15 protein-coding genes and 1 other annotated feature are annotated in these 14,175 nt (G+C 60.3%); of the genes, 12 read left to right on the forward strand and 3 right to left on the reverse strand.

All coding sequences use genetic code 11. The features are described from left to right. Nucleotides 1-41: 41 nt before the first annotated feature. Nucleotides 42-166: a sequence feature (Phe leader region), on the forward strand. The 4 genes from pheM (at nt 47) to ihfA (ending at nt 3,975) form a co-directional block, all read left to right on the forward strand. Continuing rightward, on the forward strand, nt 47-91 hold the full coding sequence (pheM, locus tag CYR32_RS21615; protein WP_165698166.1) for a pheST operon leader peptide PheM: 45 nt from the start codon (nt 47-49) through the stop codon (nt 89-91). It overlaps the preceding feature by 45 nt. Before the next feature lie 122 nt (nt 167-288). Continuing rightward, nucleotides 289-1,272, forward strand: coding sequence for a phenylalanine--tRNA ligase subunit alpha (pheS, locus tag CYR32_RS01920; protein ID WP_101821978.1), 984 nt, complete (start codon nt 289-291; stop codon nt 1,270-1,272). A gap of 14 nt (nt 1,273-1,286) precedes the next feature. Further along, nucleotides 1,287-3,674: a phenylalanine--tRNA ligase subunit beta gene (gene pheT, locus CYR32_RS01925; RefSeq protein WP_101821980.1), complete on the forward strand. Its 2,388-nt coding sequence runs from the start codon at nt 1,287-1,289 to the stop codon at nt 3,672-3,674. Between the two features lie 4 nt (nt 3,675-3,678). Further along, entirely contained in the window at nt 3,679-3,975 is a 297-nt protein-coding gene (gene ihfA, locus CYR32_RS01930) for an integration host factor subunit alpha (RefSeq protein ID WP_004717732.1), read from the forward strand. A 305-nt stretch (nt 3,976-4,280) separates the two neighbouring features. Here ihfA and CYR32_RS21620 read toward each other — a convergent pair whose 3' ends face one another. Continuing rightward, a complete protein-coding gene (locus tag CYR32_RS21620) occupies nt 4,281-4,433 on the reverse strand; it encodes a hypothetical protein (RefSeq protein WP_165698156.1) in 153 nt (50 codons plus the stop codon). 253 nt (nt 4,434-4,686) lie between these two features. Here CYR32_RS21620 and CYR32_RS01935 point away from each other — a divergent pair, with 253 nt between their 5' ends. The 8 genes from CYR32_RS01935 to CYR32_RS01970 all read left to right on the forward strand — a co-directional run bounded on the left by CYR32_RS01935 (nt 4,687) and on the right by CYR32_RS01970 (nt 11,889). After that, nucleotides 4,687-5,088 (forward strand): DUF2502 domain-containing protein, encoded by a 402-nt coding sequence (locus CYR32_RS01935; RefSeq protein WP_101821982.1) that lies wholly within the window; start codon nt 4,687-4,689, stop codon nt 5,086-5,088. A gap of 152 nt (nt 5,089-5,240) precedes the next feature. Next, nucleotides 5,241-6,260: a vitamin B12 ABC transporter permease BtuC gene (gene btuC, locus CYR32_RS01940; RefSeq protein WP_101821984.1), complete on the forward strand. Its 1,020-nt coding sequence runs from the start codon at nt 5,241-5,243 to the stop codon at nt 6,258-6,260. Nucleotides 6,261-6,336: 76 nt separating this feature from the next. Then, entirely contained in the window at nt 6,337-6,888 is a 552-nt protein-coding gene (locus CYR32_RS01945; RefSeq protein ID WP_101821985.1) for a glutathione peroxidase, read from the forward strand. 2 nt (nt 6,889-6,890) lie between these two features. Further along, nucleotides 6,891-7,646 (forward strand): vitamin B12 ABC transporter ATP-binding protein BtuD, encoded by a 756-nt coding sequence (gene btuD, locus CYR32_RS01950; RefSeq protein ID WP_101821987.1) that lies wholly within the window; start codon nt 6,891-6,893, stop codon nt 7,644-7,646. 199 nt (nt 7,647-7,845) lie between these two features. Then, nucleotides 7,846-8,319 carry a C40 family peptidase gene (locus CYR32_RS01955; RefSeq protein ID WP_101821989.1) on the forward strand — a complete coding sequence of 158 codons (474 nt, stop codon included), beginning with the start codon at nt 7,846-7,848 and terminating at the stop codon, nt 8,317-8,319. 27 nt (nt 8,320-8,346) lie between these two features. Continuing rightward, a complete protein-coding gene (locus CYR32_RS01960; RefSeq protein ID WP_101821991.1) occupies nt 8,347-9,363 on the forward strand; it encodes a lipoate--protein ligase in 1,017 nt (338 codons plus the stop codon). Between the two features lie 267 nt (nt 9,364-9,630). Beyond that, on the forward strand, nt 9,631-10,359 hold the full coding sequence (locus CYR32_RS01965; RefSeq protein ID WP_101821993.1) for an EAL domain-containing protein: 729 nt from the start codon (nt 9,631-9,633) through the stop codon (nt 10,357-10,359). Nucleotides 10,360-10,446: 87 nt separating this feature from the next. Beyond that, on the forward strand, nt 10,447-11,889 hold the full coding sequence (locus CYR32_RS01970; protein ID WP_101821994.1) for a protein adenylyltransferase SelO: 1,443 nt from the start codon (nt 10,447-10,449) through the stop codon (nt 11,887-11,889). Nucleotides 11,890-11,950: 61 nt separating this feature from the next. Here CYR32_RS01970 and CYR32_RS01975 read toward each other — a convergent pair whose 3' ends face one another. Both CYR32_RS01975 and ppsR read right to left on the reverse strand, forming a co-directional pair. Then, on the reverse strand, nt 11,951-12,997 hold the full coding sequence (locus CYR32_RS01975) for a 3-deoxy-7-phosphoheptulonate synthase (protein ID WP_101821996.1): 1,047 nt from the start codon (nt 12,995-12,997) through the stop codon (nt 11,951-11,953). A 178-nt stretch (nt 12,998-13,175) separates the two neighbouring features. Continuing rightward, nucleotides 13,176-13,997 (reverse strand): posphoenolpyruvate synthetase regulatory kinase/phosphorylase PpsR, encoded by an 822-nt coding sequence (ppsR, locus tag CYR32_RS01980; protein ID WP_101821998.1) that lies wholly within the window; start codon nt 13,995-13,997, stop codon nt 13,176-13,178. Nucleotides 13,998-14,175: the final 178 nt, after the last annotated feature.

A 14,175-nucleotide genomic window follows, 5' to 3' on the forward strand; every position in this document is an offset into this window, starting at 1 on the left:
CAAGACCTGACAATAGCCGTCAGTTGATTTTTAAGGTAATGCACGCATGAATGCTGTTGTTTTCCGCTTCTTTTTTTACTTTAGCGCCTGATTTCAGGAGGCTTCTGCGCGTAAGAGAAGAAACGGAAAATAGCGCCAAAGCCTCCCTCGCGGAGGCTTTTTTTTTGGCGTTACGCACGGCTCAGGCGGTGCTGTGCAAAGAATCAGCAGGTTACAGGCCGTCACCCCATTGACCGGCACGGATAATAAACAGACATCAGGCCATCCGGCCTGAAGAAGAGGAAAGCAATGCCACATCTCGCAGAGCTGGTTGCCAACGCGAAAGCAGCCGTAGAAGATGCCCAGGATGTTGCCGCGTTGGAGTTGGTACGCGTCGAATATTTTGGCAAGAAAGGTCATTTTACCTTGCAGATGCAGTCACTGCGTGAGCTGACGCCGGAAGAGCGCCCGGCCGCCGGTGCGGTGATCAATGACGCCAAGCAGCAGGTGCAGGACGCCCTGAATGCCCGTAAACAGGATCTGGACAGTGCCGCGTTGAATGCACGGCTGGCCGAAGAGACCATCGACGTCTCCCTGCCGGGCCGCCGCATGGAAAATGGTGGCCTGCACCCGGTCACCCGCACCATTGACCGTATTGAACAGTTCTTCGGCGAGCTGGGCTTCTCCGTGGCGACCGGCCCTGAGATCGAAGATGATTACCATAACTTCGATGCGCTGAACATTCCCGGCCATCACCCGGCCCGTGCTGACCACGACACCTTCTGGTTCGATGCCACCCGCCTGCTGCGCACCCAGACTTCCGGCGTACAGATCCGCACCATGAAGGCCCAGCAGCCGCCGATCCGCATCATCGCGCCGGGCCGCGTTTACCGTAACGACTACGACCAGACGCACACGCCGATGTTCCATCAGATGGAAGGGCTGATCATTGATAAAGACATCAGCTTCACCAACCTGAAAGGCACACTGCACGACTTCCTGAATAACTTCTTCGAGGCCGACCTGCAGATCCGCTTCCGTCCTTCCTATTTCCCGTTCACCGAACCTTCCGCGGAAGTGGATGTGATGGGCAAAAACGGCAAATGGCTGGAAGTGCTGGGCTGCGGCATGGTGCACCCGAATGTGCTGCGTAACGTCGGTATTGACCCGGAAGTTTACTCCGGCTTCGCCTTCGGCATGGGTATGGAGCGCCTGACCATGTTGCGTTACGGCGTGACCGATCTGCGTGCATTCTTCGAAAACGATCTGCGTTTCCTCAAACAGTTTAAGTAAGGCGGGAATATCACATGAAATTCAGTGAACTCTGGTTGCGTGAGTGGGTAAACCCAGCCATCAGCAGCAATGAACTGGCCGACCAAATCACCATGGCGGGCCTGGAAGTGGACGGCATTGAGCCGGTGGCCGGGGCGTTTCACGGCGTCGTGGTCGGGCATGTGGTGGAGTGCGGCCAGCACCCGAACGCGGACAAACTGCGCGTCACCAAAGTGAATGTCGGCGGCGATCGCCTGCTGGACATCGTCTGCGGTGCGCCAAACTGCCGCCAGGGCCTGAAAGTGGCCGTCGCCACCGTGGGCGCTGTGCTGCCGGGCGATTTCAAAATCAAAGCCGCGAAACTGCGTGGCGAGCCGTCTGAAGGGATGCTCTGCTCCTTCTCCGAGCTGGGTATTTCCGATGATCACAGCGGCATCATTGAGTTGCCGGAAGATGCGCCGATCGGCACTGACATCCGCGAATTCCTGAAGCTGGATGACAACACCATTGAAATCAGCGTGACGCCGAACCGGGCAGACTGCCTGAGCCTGATTGGTGTGGCACGTGACGTGGCGGTAAATAACCAGATGGTACTCAATGCGCCGGCGATCGCACCGGTCGCTGCGACCATTGCGGATACCCTGCCAATCAAGGTTGAGGCCACAGAAGCCTGCCCGCGTTACCTTGGCCGCGTGGTCAAAGGCATCAATGTGAAAGCCGCCACCCCGCTGTGGATGCGTGAGAAGCTGCGCCGTTGCGGCATCCGCTCCATTGACCCGGTGGTTGACGTCACCAACTATGTGCTGCTCGAGCTGGGCCAGCCAATGCACGCTTTCGATCTCGACCGCATTGACGGCGGGATCGTGGTGCGTATGGCGCAACCGGATGAGTCGCTGGCGCTGCTGGACGGTACCAACGTCAAACTGCGTGATGACACCCTGGTAATTGCCGATCACCAGAAAGCGCTGGCGATGGGCGGCATTTTTGGCGGCGAGCATTCCGGCGTCAATGGCGAGACGCAAAACGTCCTGCTGGAGTGTGCCTTCTTCGATCCGCTGGCGATCACCGGCCGCGCACGCCGCTACGGCCTGCACACTGACGCCTCACACCGCTATGAGCGCGGGGTAGACCCGGCACTGCAACCTCAGGCCCTGGAGCGAGCCACCGCGCTGCTGCTGGCGATCTGCGGCGGTGAGGCCGGCCCGGTGATTGATGTCACCCACGAGGCCACTTTGCCGCGCCCGGCCACCATCAGCTTGCGCCGTGAAAAACTCGACCGCCTGATCGGCATTCATGTCGACGACCAGCAAGTCAGTGACATTCTGACCCGCCTCGGCTGCACCGTAACCGTCATTGACGGTGGCTGGCAGGCCGTAGCCCCAAGCTGGCGCTTTGATATGCAGATCGAAGAGGATCTGGTGGAAGAGGTGGCCCGCATCTATGGCTACAACAACATCCCGGATGTCCCGGTCAAAGCGAACCTGGAGATGACCACCCATCGCGAAGCGGATCTGTCACTGAAGCGGGTGAAAACCCTGCTGGTGGACCGCGGTTACCAGGAAGCGATCACCTACAGCTTTGTTGACCCGAAAGTGCAGGCGTTGCTGCATCCGGGTGAAGAGGCGCTGATTCTGCCGAGCCCGATTTCGGTTGAGATGTCCGCGATGCGTCTCTCTCTGTGGACCGGCCTGCTCTCTGCCGTGGTCTACAACCAGAACCGCCAGCAGGGACGCGTACGCCTGTTTGAAAGCGGCCTGCGTTTTGTGCCTGATAGTGCGGCAGATCTCGCTATCCGGCAGGATCTCATGCTGGCAGGGGTTATTGCCGGCCATCGTTACGAAGAGCACTGGGACCTGGCGCGCCAGCCGGTTGACTTCTACGATATGAAGGGCGATCTCGAAGCAATTCTGGATCTTACCGGTAAATCCGCCGGGATTCAGTTCCGCGCTGAGGCCAACCCGGCTCTGCACCCGGGCCAGAGCGCCGGGATTTATTTGCAGGGCGAACGTATTGGTTTCATTGGGGTCGTGCACCCGGAGCTGGAGCGCAAGCTGGATCTGAACGGACGCACCGTGGTGTTTGAAATGCTGTGGAATAAGGTCGCAGACCGCGTCCTGCCTGATGCGGGCGAGATTTCCCGCTTCCCGGCAAACCGCCGTGACATCGCGATTGTAGTGGCAGAAAACGTTCCCGCAGACGATATTTTGGTCGAATGTAAGAAAGTTGGCGCAAATCAGGTAGTTGGCGTAAACTTGTTTGATGTGTACCGTGGCAAGGGCGTGGCAGACGGTTTTAAGAGCCTGGCTATCAGTCTGGTATTGCAGGATACCGCTCGTACACTGGAAGAAGAGGAGATCGCCGCTACCGTTGCAAAATGTGTAGAGGCTCTGAAACAGCGATTCCAAGCATCCTTGAGGGATTGAACCTATGGCGCTTACTAAAGCTGAAATGTCAGAACACCTGTTTGAAAAGCTCGGGCTGAGCAAACGGGATGCCAAAGACCTGGTGGAGTTGTTCTTCGAAGAAGTACGCCGTGCTTTGGAAAATGGAGAACAAGTCAAGTTGTCGGGGTTTGGCAACTTTGATCTGCGCGACAAAAACCAACGTCCGGGCCGTAACCCGAAAACGGGCGAGGACATTCCGATTACGGCGCGTCGTGTGGTCACTTTCCGTCCGGGGCAGAAGTTAAAAAGCCGGGTAGAAAATGCGACGCCGAAAGAGTAAGCAATCACCCTGTTAAAAAAAGGCCGCCTTGTGCGGCCTTTTCTTTTGGTATTAACCTATCGTGTGTATATCGGCCGTTTTCTCCCGCTTATTTTAGCGGTGCGTGCTTTTTATTTTTATTTCAGGAAAGGTAAATTAACTTCAGGATTATTCTGATATCTGTAAAGCGTATATAAAGGCAGAGAAAAAAAGAAAAGAAAGGCAGGCAGAGAAAATAAAAAAGGGAGCATCGCTCCCTTTTATCTATGGCTATAACGTGGTTATGCTGTACTAAGTCAAATAAACCCGTTATCGAAAAGAACGGCTTAGCGGTCGAAACGCATACCCGGGCCGCCGCCGTGGCCACCCCCGCCGTGGCCGCCGCCCCAGCCACCGCCGCCCGGAGGCGGGAACAGGCAACCGGAAAGAGAGGTCACCACCAGAGCAATACCAAACAGTGCAATTAATTTACGCATCATTTTTATAACCCTCTAATTGAAAGCCTCCTCAGTATAAAAGCGCCAATAAATAAAGCACGTAAGCTTATCGTTAAGAGTTGTTAAGGGCGGTACTTATTCGCGGCCGATAAAAATAAACGGGCGAGGGGGCGATTAAGTGTAAGGATTTCGTAAGATCACCGAAAGTGATGTGCAAATCCGCTTTGCGGTGATAGCGGCAAAAATAAAGAGTTGATATAAGAAGCCATGCCTAATTAAATAAGGTGAGCATAAAATGAAAACTTCTTCTTTCCTGTTGCGTAGTGTGGTGTTGTGCGGCGTTCTGGCACTGCCGGCGATTGCGCAGGCAGGCGTGTCTCTTGATATTAATGTTCCTGGCGTTTCATTACATCTGGGTGACCAGGATAACCGCGGTTACTACTGGGACGGCTACGACTGGCGGCCGCCGCAGTGGTGGCATGAGCACAAAAACAAACATGGCCCGCAGCATGACAACGGCCCGCGCGGCCATGATAACCGCGGCCACGACGACCGCGGCGGTAATGGGGATCATGGCCGCGGGAATCCCGGCAATCATGGTAATGGGAACAATGGGAACAATGGGAATCATGGCGACGATCGCCACGGTGGCAATGGCCAGCCGGTTCCACCGCAGGGGAATGGCCCCCACCATTAATCCCTCCTGTTGACAATCAGGCCGCGCAATGCGGCCTGATTTTTTATACGTTGTTCGCCTTCCGGTTTCCCCGCTGGAGCTAAGGCCCGCTTCCCGGTAGGATGAGGAACCGATCCCCTTGATTTACCGGCCTTACCGCCCCGGATACTGCCATGCACCGCGCTCCCGCTGACCTGACCTTTTCCCGCTTGCTGCAACAGCAGCGCCGCCGCGATCGCCGGGGGCTGCTGCTGCTGGCGCTGATGCTGGCCGGTGTCATGGTGCTGAGCCTCAGCGCCGGGGAGGCCTGGATCTGGCCTGCGCACTGGTGGGCACCGGACAGCCGGCTGTTTGTCTGGCAGATCCGGCTGCCGCGCACCCTGGCCGTGCTGCTGGCAGGGGCTGCGCTGGCGATGGCCGGCGCGGTGATGCAGTCGCTGTTTGAGAACCCGCTGGCCGAGCCGGGGCTGCTGGGTGTGGCGAACGGTGCCGGGGTGGCGCTGGTGATGGCGCTGCTGCTGGGGCAGGGGAGCGTGCCCGGCTGGCTGATCAGCCTGAGCGCGGTGGCCGGGGCGCTGATTGTCACCTTTTTGTTACTGATGGTTGCCCGGCGGCGCTTACTCAGCAATGCGCGGCTATTATTAGTCGGCGTGGCGCTGGGGATTGTCTGCAGCGCCGTGATGACCTGGGCCGTTTATTTCAGCACCGAGCTCGATCTGCGCCAGCTGATGTACTGGATGATGGGCGGCTTCGGCGGCGTAGACTGGCAGCAGGGCTGGCTGATGCTGGGGCTGCTGCCGGTGACCCTCTGGCTCGGCGCGCAGGGCAAGGCGCTGAACCTGCTGGCGCTTGGCGCGGTGCCGGCACGGCAACTGGGGCTGGATGTCGCCCTGTGGCGTAACCTGCTGGTGCTGGCCGTGGGCTGGCTGGTGGGGGTGAGCGTGGCGCTGGCGGGCGTGATCGGCTTCGTCGGGCTGGTGATTCCCCACATTTTGCGGCTCTGCGGCCTCACTGACCAGCGCCGCCTGCTGCCAGGCTGTGCGCTGGCCGGGGCGGCCATCCTGTTGCTGGCGGATGTGCTGGCCCGCACGCTGCTGCCGGAGGCCGAACTGCCGATTGGCGTGGTCACCGCCACCCTCGGCGCGCCGGTGTTTATCTGGTTACTGGTGCGGCTGAAAGAGCGGCAGGCGTAAGGCCGCCGTCCCACTGGTTTCCCTTTTCTCCGCGGCAGAGTGCTGCCCGGAACACGCTAACAGAAGGAGAGATGTGATGAATAAAGTCGATTTTAGCACCCCGCTGCAAACCATTGACGGCAAACCCACCACCCTGGAGGCGTATAAAGGCTCTGTGCTGCTGATTGTGAATGTCGCGTCAAAATGTGGCCTGACCAAGCAGTATGAGCAACTGGAAGGGATTTACGAGGCGTGGCACCCACGTGGCTTCGAGGTGCTGGGCTTCCCGAGCAATGAGTTTGCCGGCCAGGAACCGGGCACCGAAGAGGAGATTCAGGCATTTTGCCGCAGCACCTACGGGGTCACTTTCCCGATGTTCAGCAAAATTGAGGTCAATGGCGACAACCGCCACGCCCTTTACCAGACGCTGGTCGAAGCCTGTCCGACGGCGGTACAGGCGGAAGGCAGCGAGTTTTACAACCGCCTGGCCAGCAAAGGGCGCGAGCCGAAGTTCTCCCAGGATATTCTGTGGAACTTTGAGAAATTCCTGGTCGCGCGGGACGGCACCGTGATCCAGCGTTTCGCGCCGGACATGGACCCGCAAGACCCGATCATCATGGAAGCGATCAAGATCGCGCTGGCCAAATAGGGATGTTGCAACTCCGGCAATTTGCGGTGGCGGGGCGTCTGGCCCCGTTCAGCGCGGAGGCGGCCGCCGGGCGGCAGGTACACCTGATCGGCCCGAACGGGGCCGGCAAAAGCTCGCTGCTGGCAGCGCTGGCCGGGGTCGCGGGCAGCCAGGGGGAGGCGCGGCTGGCAGGCGAGCCGCTGCTCAGGCAGCAGGGGCCGCAGCAGGCCGGGTGCCGTGCTTACCTCAGCCAGCAGCAGCCGCCGGTCTCCATGATGCCGGTGTTCCAGTACCTCGCCCTGCATCAGCCGTTGGGTGCGGCAGCGCAGGCGGTTGAAGTTGTCATTGCCCGGCTGGCCGGGCAACTGCGCATGGCGGACAAACTGGCGCGGCCCACCACCGCGCTCTCCGGCGGCGAATGGCAGCGGGTACGGCTGATGGCGGTGCTGTTGCAAATCTGGCCGGCGATCAATCCCCACGCCCGGCTGCTGCTGCTGGATGAACCGGCCAACAGCCTGGACGTGGCCCAGAAGGCGGCGCTGGATCAGCTGATTGCTGAGCTGTGCCATCATGGGCTGTGCGTCATCCTCAGCGCCCACGACCTCAACCATACCCTGCATCAGGCCGACGACGTCTGGCTGCTGCACCAGGGGCGGCTGGTGGCCGCGGGTGCCCCGGCAGAGGTGATGCAGCCGGCCATGCTGGAGCCGGTCTACGGGGTGGCATTCCAGCGGCATGAGGCGGCCGACCGCCAGTGGCTCATTACCCGCACCGCCTGATGCCGAACATTAAGCCAAATTATGTGGCAGCACGGCATAAAACGCCTATTTCCTTGCAAAAACATCACGTTTCCGTTGGAACAGCGGAAAAAATCAGGCTACATTGAGCATCGCGCCCCGCGACCTTCACTGCGGGTGCAAGGAGATTTCCCCCCGGGAAATAAGGGTTGTTCCGCTTCTCCATCAAGGATGCGCTGCCATGCGACGTTGGCCGTTACTCATCTGCATTATTTTCATCAGTGGCGTTTTAGTAGGGTGCAGCAGCCATGCGCCGCCGCCCAGCGGACGGCTGGCGGACTCGATCACCGTGGTAGCGCAGCTTAACGACCAATTGCAGCAGTGGCACGGCACCCCTTACCGCTACGGCGGCCTCAGCCACGGCGGGGTGGACTGCTCCGGCTTCGTCTACCTGACCTTCCAGGATCGGTTCGATCTGCAACTGCCGCGAACCACCAAAGCGCAGACCCGCATCGGCACCAAAGTGTCGCGGGATGAGCTGCTGCCCGGCGATCTGATCTTCTTCAAAACCGGCAGCGGTGAAAATGGCCTGCACGTCGGCATCTATGACACCGACGACACCTTTATCCACGCCTCCACCAGCCAGGGGGTGACCCGGTCATCCCTCGACAATGTCTACTGGAAGCGCGTTTATTGGCAGGCGCGGCGTATTTAGCTCCTTTCTCCCGCCCAAGGAGGGCCTATGGCACCCGGTTTACGTTTACTTATTTCTGACTCCTATGACCCGTGGTTTAACCTGGCGGTGGAGGAGTGCATCTTCCGGCAGATGACCACCCAGCGGGTGCTGTTCCTGTGGCGCAACGCGGAAACCGTGGTGATCGGGCAGGCGCAGAACCCGTGGAAAGAGTGCAACACCCGGCGCATGGAGCAGGACGGCATCAAGCTGGCACGCCGCAGCAGCGGCGGCGGGGCGGTGTTCCACGATCTGGGCAATACCTGCTTTACCTTTATGGCCGGTAAACCAGAGTATGACAAAACCGTCTCCACGCAGATCATCCTCAACGCCTTGCAGTCGCTGGGCATCCCGGCATCGGCATCGGGGCGCAACGATCTGGTGGTCAGCACCCCGCAGGGCGAGCGGAAAATTTCCGGCTCCGCTTACCGGGAGACGGCCGACCGCGGTTTCCACCACGGCACCCTGCTACTGGATGCTGACCTCAGCCGCCTGGCCAACTACCTGAACCCCGACATCAAAAAGCTCCAGGCCAAGGGCATCACCTCGGTGCGCGGGCGGGTGGCCAACCTGAGTGAGCTGCACCCCGGCCTGACCCATGAACAGGTATGCCGTGCGGTGACCGACGCCTTCTTTGCGTGGTATGGCGAAGAGGTGGAGGCCGAGGTGATCTCGCCGGACGTCTTCCCGGATCTGCCGGGCTTCCCTGAGCAGTTTGCCCGGCAGAGCAGCTGGGCATGGAATTTCGGCAAGGCTCCCGCCTTCAGCCACCTGCTGGATGAACGCTTTAGCTGGGGCGGCATCGATCTCTACCTGGACATTGAGCATGGGCACATCAGCCGGGCGCAACTCTTCACTGACAGCCTCCAGCCGGAGCCTTTTCAGGCGCTGGCCGGGCGGCTGGTGGGCTGCGCCTACCAGAGTGAGGCGGTGGCTGCCCGCTGCCTGGCGCTGGCCGTGGACTACCCGCAGCAGCAGGCCGAACTCCAGGCGCTGGCCGCCTGGCTGGCGCAGGTACTCAAATAATCGCCTGCGTGCCGCAGGTAGCAGAATGTGCGCTGTATGGTTACTTTTTAACCAGTTAATGCTTAACTAATGAGGATGCGTGGTATCAGGAGAGCGGCAAGATAAATTCTTAAAAAACCGGCCCTGTCTTTAAATTTTTCTTGGAAAACAAGATAATGCTTCATATCTACACATAGTGCGTGCCGTGCCGGAGGCAGGGCGGCATGGCCCGGCCGGGGGCCGGCGGCGCTCACCCCGGCGATCTCCTCACGCCTGCTCGGAACTGAGATGAAAATACAACGTGATACGACGTTCATCAGCAGCTTTTTTTACCAGCCTGTTTATACGCTGCAAGGGGCACTGCTGGCCATTGAACTGCTCGTCCGTTTTAATAGCGAAGACCATAAACTCAGCGCCCCTACTGAACTGGTGCTGAAATCCCTGGAGCGGCCGCAGATTGTGGCGTTGCTGATGGAGCAGCTGGCCTGGGCCGAGCAGCACGCGGCATGGTTCCGCCGGGCCGGGGTGCCGCTGAACCTGAATGTGGGTGAGGCGTGCGCCCGCGCCATCGTGCAGGAGCCGCTGCTGCGCCGCCACCTGAAAGCCTTGCCGTTTATCCACCTGGAGATTGCCGAGTCCTACCCGGCGCTCTCCAGCGGCAAGCGTAACCCGGTGCTTTCGGCGCTGCGCCGCGACTTCACCCTCTGGCTGGACAGCTTCGGCTCCGGCAATGCCACCCTGACGCCGCTGTTCGACGGGCTGTTTGACTATGTGAAAGTGGATAAAACCTTCTTCTGGCAACTGGTGGACGGTGAGCATTTCACCATCGTGATGCCCTCCCTGATCCGCAACGTGAACCGTTTCTGCCACGGCATCATTATTGAAGGGGTGGATACACCCGCGTACTTCAACGCCTTTTCTGAGTTGCCGCTGGCCGGCGTTCAGGGCCAGCTCTGGCCCAGCCGGGATGACAGCCAGCTCGACACGCTGCTCGACGTTCCCCCCGAATTCCGCTGAAATCGCCGGCAGGCTGCGTGCCGCCGGGCATTGCCCGGTAGGCATTCCCCGCCCGGCGTTCTACACTGTCAGCAGGGGGATACATTAATGCCACAATTTGATAATACCTACTTTACCCAACTACCGGGCTTCTATACCGCCCTGACACCCACCCCACTGAAAAACGCCCGCCTGCTCTACCACAGTGAACCGCTGGCGCGGGATCTGGGGCTGGAGGATGCCTGGTTCAGTACAGAAAACACACCGGTCTGGGCCGGGGAGCGGCTGTTGCCGGGCATGCAGCCGCTGGCGCAGGTCTACAGCGGCCACCAGTTCGGCGTCTGGGCCGGGCAGCTCGGCGACGGGCGCGGCATCCTGCTGGGCGAGCAACGGCTCGGCGACGGCCGCCATATGGACTGGCACCTGAAAGGAGCGGGGCTGACCCCGTACTCACGCATGGGCGATGGCCGCGCCGTGGTGCGCTCAGTGGTGCGTGAGTTCCTCGCATCAGAGGCGCTGCACCATCTCGGTATCCCGACCACCCGCGCGCTGACCATCGTCACCAGCGATGAGCCGGTCTACCGCGAACGGCAGGAGCGCGGTGCCATGCTGCTGCGCGTGGCGGAAAGCCATGTGCGCTTCGGCCATTTTGAGCACTTCTACTACCGCCAGCAGCCGGAGCAGGTACAGCAGCTGGCAGAGTATGTGATTGCCAAACATTGGCCGCACCTGGCCCAGGCCCCGGATCGCTACGCGCGCTGGTTCACCGATGTGGTAGAGCGCACCGCGCGGCTGATGGCCCACTGGCAGACGGTCGGTTTCGCCCACGGGGTGATGAACACCGACAATATGTCGATCCTCGGCCTGACCATCGACTTCGGCCCGTTTGGTTTCCTGGACGATTACCAGCCCGGCTACATCTGCAACCACTCGGACTATCAGGGGCGCTACGCCTTTGACAACCAGCCGGCGGTGGCCTTCTGGAACCTGCACCGGCTGGCACAGGCGCTCTCGGAGCTGATGCCTACCGAGGTGTTGCAGGAGGCGCTGAAAGCCTATGAACCGGCGCTGATGGCGGCGTTCGGCGAAAAGATGCGCGCCAAGCTGGGGCTGTTTACCCAGAGCGCCAAAGACAACGATGTGCTGACCGGCCTGCTGGGCCTGATGGCCAAAGAGGGGCGTGACTACACCCGGACGTTCCGCCTGCTGAGCGACGTGCAGCAGGATCAGGAACGTTCACCGCTGCGCGATGAGTTTATCGACCGTGAGGCGTTTGACCGCTGGTATCAGGGCTACCGTGAACGGCTGCGGGAAGAGGGTGTCAGCGACGGCGAGCGCCAGCAGGCGATGAAAGCGGTCAACCCGCGCATTATCCTGCGCAATTACCTGGCGCAGCAGGCGATTGACGGCGCAGAAAAAGATGACATCAGTATGCTGACGCGGCTGCATCAGGCGCTGCGTGACCCGTACAGCGACGATCCGGCCTTTGATGAGTTCGCGGCCCTGCCGCCGGACTGGGGCAAACGTCTGGAGATCTCCTGCTCCAGTTAATCCGGCCATAAAAAAAGCCTTGCAGATGCAAGGCTTTTTCTTTTGCCGGCGCGGGCACCGCTCAGAAGCGGCTGTCGACGGCGTCGGCCAGCATCGCCAGCAGCGTTTTGCTGTCATTCCAGCTGAGGCAAGGGTCAGTGATCGACTGGCCGTAGGTCAGCGGCTCCCCGGCGATCACCTGCTGGGTGCCCTCCACCAGGAAGCTTTCCGCCATGATCCCGGCGATCTGTGTGCTGCCGTTGCGGATCTGGTTGCAGATGTCCTGGGCCACGTCGAGCTGGCGGCGGTGCACTTTCTGGCAGTTGCCGTGGCTGAAGTCCACCACCAGCCGCTCCGGCAGGCCAAATTCACGCAGGTTGTCACACGCCTGTTGCAGGTATTCCGCCTGGTAGTTCGGGCTTTTGCCGCCGCGCATGATCACATGGCCGTAAGGATTACCGCTGGTCTGGTAGACCGTCATCTGGCCATGTTTGTCCGGTGAGAGGAACATATGGGCGGCGCGTGCGGCGCGGATCGCATCAATGGCGATGCGGGTGTTGCCGTCGGTGCCGTTTTTAAAGCCCACCGGGCAGGAGAGCGCGGAGGCCATCTCACGGTGGATCTGGCTCTCGGTGGTGCGGGCGCCGATCGCGCCCCAGCTGATCAGGTCCGCAATATACTGCCCGATCACCATATCCAGGAACTCGGTGGCGGTCGGCAGGCCCAGCTCATTGACGGCCAGCAGCAGGCGGCGCGCCAGCTCAATGCCCTGGTTAACCTGGAAGCTGCCGTCGAGGTGCGGGTCGGAGATCAGCCCTTTCCAGCCCACCACCGTGCGTGGCTTCTCAAAATAGGTGCGCATCACGATTTCCAGCCGGTCCTGATAGTGCACCCGCAGGGCGTTGAGCTGTTGCGCGTAGTCAATGGCCGCTTCCACATCGTGGATCGAGCAGGGGCCAATCACCACCAGCAGGCGCTTATCCGCGCCGGTAATAATCTTTTCAATACGTTGACGCGCTGTGGTCACACCCTGGGCCACCGCCGCAGAGACCGGCAGGCGTTCTGCCAGGGTGTGCGGGGTGATCAGGCTGTCGATGCGCGTGGTCCGCAATTCATCGGTTTTGTTCATAACGGTCTCAAATTGGGTCTTCGCTGCGGCAGGAATGCCGGGAAGTGATGGCGATCACAATAAAGCAAATTACGATGATTTCAACCATCTGTGCGGCGTTATGCGGCCGCGATTGATGCAGAGACAAGTAATGCAGCAAAAGAACGCACCGGCAGCGGCAACCTGCCGGCGCAGAAGGTCAGAACAGCCGGCGGCTCATGCCGAAGCTGTCGAGGATTTTGGTGGAGATCTCCTCCACCGAATAGTTGGTGCTGTTGAGGTAGCGGATCTGGTGTTTACGGAACAACGCCTCTACCTCCGCCACCTCCATCCGGCACTGGCGCAGCGAGGCGTAGCGGCTGTTCTCCCGTCGCTCCTCGCGGATCGCCGCCAGCCGCTCCGGGTTGATGGTCAGCCCGAACAGCTTGTTCTGGTAGGGGCGCAGCGCGGCCGGCAGCTGGATATTGTCCATGTCGTCGGCGGTGAAGGGGTAGTTGGCGGCGCGCACGCCGAACTGCATCGCCAGGTAGAGGCTGGTGGGCGTTTTGCCGCAGCGGGAGACGCCGAGCAGGATCACCTGCGCCTGATCGAGGTTACGCAGGGAGATGCCGTCGTCGTGCGCCAGGGTGTAGTCGATGGCGGCGATACGCGCGTCATATTTGCCGAGGTTGCTCTCGGTCAGGCCGTGGGTGCGGTTGGCCACCGGGGTCGGGTCGACGCCCAGCTCCTGTTGCAGCGGGGCCACCAGCGCCTGCACGATGTCCTGGCAGAACCCGGCACTGCTGTTGATGATGTCACGCACCGCCGGGGAGATAATCGAATAGAACACCAGCGGGCGGACGCCGGTTTTCTGGTGGATCTCATTGATCTGCTGGCAGACCGCCCGGGCGCGCCCCTCGTTCTCCACAAACGGCAGGGAAAAAATGGTCGCCTTCACCGGGAATTGTGACAGCACCGCGTGGCCGAGCACTTCTGCCGTAATGGCCGTTCCGTCTGAGATATAGAACACACACCTTTCCATGCAGGACTCCTTGTTAATCCGGGGCGCGCGCCGCCCCCTGCACCGATTGTCACGTTTTCACCACGGCGGAAACAGCCGGGATTAATCCTAAAGCGCGGAGATTGGGACAGTTGTATCGATTCACCAATCCAATCCATATGGATCATTGTGCTAGGCTGAGACTGCTGAATAATCAGCC

Source organism: Chimaeribacter coloradensis, from assembly GCF_002858715.1.
Lineage (GTDB): Bacteria > Pseudomonadota > Gammaproteobacteria > Enterobacterales > Enterobacteriaceae > Chimaeribacter > Chimaeribacter coloradensis.